The 3,952-nt window shown below is 36.8% G+C and carries 2 protein-coding genes; both read left to right on the forward strand.

Features of this window, described 5'->3' with window-relative positions; translation table 11 throughout:
- Window positions 1-187: 187 nt before the first annotated feature.
- The gene (locus tag WMO75_RS18935) at window positions 188-2,614 is read left to right on the forward strand and encodes a tetratricopeptide repeat protein (protein WP_349078754.1); all 2,427 of its coding nucleotides are present in this window, start codon (window positions 188-190) and stop codon (window positions 2,612-2,614) included.
- A complete protein-coding gene (locus tag WMO75_RS18940) occupies window positions 2,568-3,713 on the forward strand; it encodes an Abi family protein (RefSeq protein WP_349078755.1) in 1,146 nt (381 codons plus the stop codon). The genes WMO75_RS18935 and WMO75_RS18940 overlap by 47 nt, the downstream gene beginning before the upstream one ends.
- Window positions 3,714-3,952: the final 239 nt, after the last annotated feature.

The raw sequence follows: 3,952 nt of genomic DNA on the forward strand, positions 1-3,952 counted from the left end.
TTAAGGTGCATTACAGAATTTAATCCCGCATAGTTACTGAGATAATCCACAGCTGGAATTTAGTTTTTCATTTAAGTATCTTCTGCTGTCTGCTGGCTATGTTTTGTTGTGATAATGATAGTAAATTTTGAGAATGAAACACATTGACGACATGTTGACCGGAAGTTGACATAGACATGGAGAAAGTATGAAAAATCAATTGACATTTGCACATGTGACAGGTGCATTACTTTACAATAAAATAAAGACTTACCCACAGCACCGGCTTGTGCGTGACCTGTTTTCGCTCTGCCTGTTGGATGAAGCCTCTGACTATGGTGAAACTTCAGATGATAACATCACATTCAGCCGCTGGTGTAATGGAGCAAGACCTGTTCCTGTAGATATTCTGAATAAATACAAAAATGATACCGGACGTAATCAGATGATTACGGACTTTAAGAACAAGATTATTCCTAATCTTATAAATGTTTCTAATACCAGATATTTGTTGGAAGATATGATTAATAACAGCCGAAAAATAATTGGCATTACCAAAGCTGATGAATTAATTGCCATTGATGATAATGCCACATTTTTTACAGATGTTATGCTTTACGCCATATTATCTGACCATAACAGAAAGAACCTGTATTCACCGGAGCTTACTGACATTCTGCTAAGTAATCGTTTGCCGGCTGTTGTAAAAGAATTCATCGGAAGAAATGATGAGATAAAAGAATGTGGCAGACTGCTTGCTTCTGAATCCGTTGTTTTCATAAATGGAATCGCAGGAATAGGAAAAAGTGAACTGGCAAAATATTATGCCAACAGGAATAAAAAGAAATATACCAATATCATCTACCTGTTTTATTCCGGCAGCCTGCGAAAAGACATTGCAGCCATGGAATTTTCAGATGATACATCAGATATGAATGAGGATGCTCTATTTGACTCACATTACCGACTGCTACGCTCCCTGCATCAGGACAGCCTTGTGATACTGGATAACTTTAATGCCCTTCCTAATGATGATGCTTTTTTCAAAGAATTTGTAAAGAATGATTTTGAATTGCTTGTCACGACACGCTGTGAAGTAAAACAATATGCTTCGATTAAGATTAAAGAGATAGCATCTGAAAAAGACCTTTTACAGCTTTTTGCTTCGCATTGTCCTTATTCGGATAATGATACTGAAACAGTTAAACAGATAATAAGAGACGTTCATTCCCACACCCTGACTGTCGTATTATCAGCTCTTTCACTTGCAGCAGGCGGTCTTGAGCCTGATGAATTACTGCATGAATTAAAGCAGTGTGGGCTTAATATCACAGATAGTGAAGATGTGGAATTATATAAAGATGGGGATTATCATGATGGGCTTATGATTGAACATTTGCGTATTCTTATGCAGATCAGCCGGCTTAATTCTTCTCAAACCGATATACTTAAGAACCTGTCAATCCTTCCGGTATCCGGCGTGTATAAGAATCATTTCAGGAACTGGCTGCAGCTCGCCTCTTTGCATGATGTTAATTATCTTGCCCGATATGGTTTTATAATGGATGACATAGAGAATAAGAAAATAAACCTGCATCCTCTGATACAGGAAATCATATATGAAGAATTAAATCCTTGCATTTCCAATTGTCAGACACTTGTAAACAGTCTTCACTCAATCTGCTTGATGCATGGCTTAGAAGTTCGAAAACCCGATAATACGATACAGGCTATGATAAGTGTTGTAGAAAACATCATCAATGATAATTCTGCCTGTTATCTGTTATTCCTTCAGGATATGTTTCCATATCTTGAAAAATACTCTGTCAGGGATTATATGTCAAAACTGGCTGACCGGATATCATACCTTATGGAACAGGAGCATATCGATTCTGTCTGTGACAGAGCATTACTTTTAGACTATAAAGCAGAGCTTGCATACATGAGAAAGGATTATGATGTGGCTGTAAAGAAACGTGAAAAAGCTATACACCTGCTTGAAAATGAAGATGACACTATGAACACCATGAATCAGAAACGCTATATCAATCTACTCTCAAATCTTTATAACAATCTGTCCAATGTATATCTTGCACTTAAAAAAACTGATAAAGTAACCGAAGCCTTACACAAGGCATTTGAGATAAGGATTTCATATGCTGACACCGGCATAATTGAAACGCATGATATGCTCCAACAGATGCTTAATCTTGTAAATATGCTGATACTTGCTGGTGATTTAGAGCTTGCACGGCTTGTCCTTAATCAATATGATGCTCTTGTAACAGATAACGAAGGCTACAACACTTTAGATTATGGCTGCTGCCGACTTGCTTCCGGAATAATTGCATTAAAGAAAGGTAAACCAGTAGAAGCCGAAAAGAATCTGCTGACAGCAGAGAGTATTATCGGTGCTGCTATGGATACCGGTAATTATGATTCAACTTCGTCTGATACTGCTGTTTCAGCATATGATAACTATGTTTCCGGGAATGACTATCTTAAATCTGTATACGGATATCTGAATAATCTGTATGTCAGATGGCACAAGCCTGAGAAAGCACTGGAATATAAAGAAAAATGGCTGAATGCCAGAAATGAACAAAATAAGAATATCACACACAGAAACGCATAAACTATTAATGCCACTAAAAAAATACTGTTTGACATCGCCAGATATCAATGGTATATTATTTATAGTGGTTGTGCTACGGAAACTTGCGATGCCCGTAGCCGGTGGAGTTCCATGCGTGGGCTCCACTTTTTTTATGCCTGTTTCAGAAAGGAAATACTATATGGCAAAAAACTTTCTCACCTATGAGCAGCAGCTACATATTCTTGAATATGACAAGCAACTTGCTATTCCTAATCACGAATATGCCACTAAAAAACTGGAAGAACTCAGCTACTATTCTCTAATAGGTGGATACAAATCTCTTTTCAAACACGCTCCGTCAAATAAATATATTCATGGCGTTACTTTTGATGAATTAGTTTCTTTCTACTACTTTGATGAAGAGCTACGCACTTTGTTTCTGAAATACATTCTTCATGTAGAACGCCATATAAAATCCATGTTTTCCTATCACTTCTGTGAAAAATATGGTGAACAGCAGTCCATGTATCTTGATATAAATAATTATAATCACACCAGAAAGAACCATCGTGAACTGCTTCGCCTGACTCATTCATTACAAAAAGTTATTGCTACACCTAGCAAATATGCCTATATTGAGCATTCAGTCAATACATATCACAATGTACCATTATGGGTTGCAACAAATGCTTTAACATTTGGGCAGATTTCCAAAATGTATCAATATGCAACTACTGATATTAGAACCAAAATCAGCAAAAACTTTCAGAATGTTTCAGAAAAACAATTGCATCAGTTTATCAACATTATAGGCAAATGCCGTAATGTATGTGCCCATGGGGAGCGTCTGTTTTCATTCAGAATTAACGAGACAATTCCTGATACCTTGCTACACCAAAAACTTCAAATCAATCAAAACAATAATCACTATGTATACGGCAAGCAGGATTTATTCGCAGTTGTAATTGCCCTACGCTACCTGATAAATAATGATGAATTCAGACTCTTTAAAACTGCTCTTTCAAAACTTATAAAAACTGTAATTAAGCAGTGTCCTCATCTTACAGAGAAACAATTGCTTGATAATATGGGATTTCCTGCTAACTGGGATAAAATCAGCCGATACAGGAAAATATAATTCAATATCTAACATAAGTTTATTGACATACACATCTTGTAATGTTAATGTACATATGGTTGCGCTACGGAAACTTGCGATGCCCGTAGCCGGTGGAGTTCCATGCGTGAGCTCCACTTTTTTATTTTCCACGAAGGTACCTTAAACTTACTACTTGTATCAATAATTTGCATTATGAGAAGTTCCAGGATGGAACTGTAAAATGTATTGAGGACGAGATACCATTTGAAGTGCCGGAG

This window comes from Blautia intestinihominis, assembly GCF_040096655.1.
Classification (GTDB): Bacteria; Bacillota; Clostridia; order Lachnospirales; family Lachnospiraceae; genus Blautia_A; species Blautia_A intestinihominis.

What these genes read in the sequence shown, in the direction of transcription:
- WMO75_RS18935 (WP_349078754.1), top strand. Translation starts at nt 188, where the DNA reads ATGAAAAATCAATTGACATTTGCACATGTGACAGGTGCATTACTTTAC.
- WMO75_RS18940 (WP_349078755.1), top strand. Translation starts at nt 2,568, where the DNA reads ATGCCAGAAATGAACAAAATAAGAATATCACACACAGAAACGCATAAA.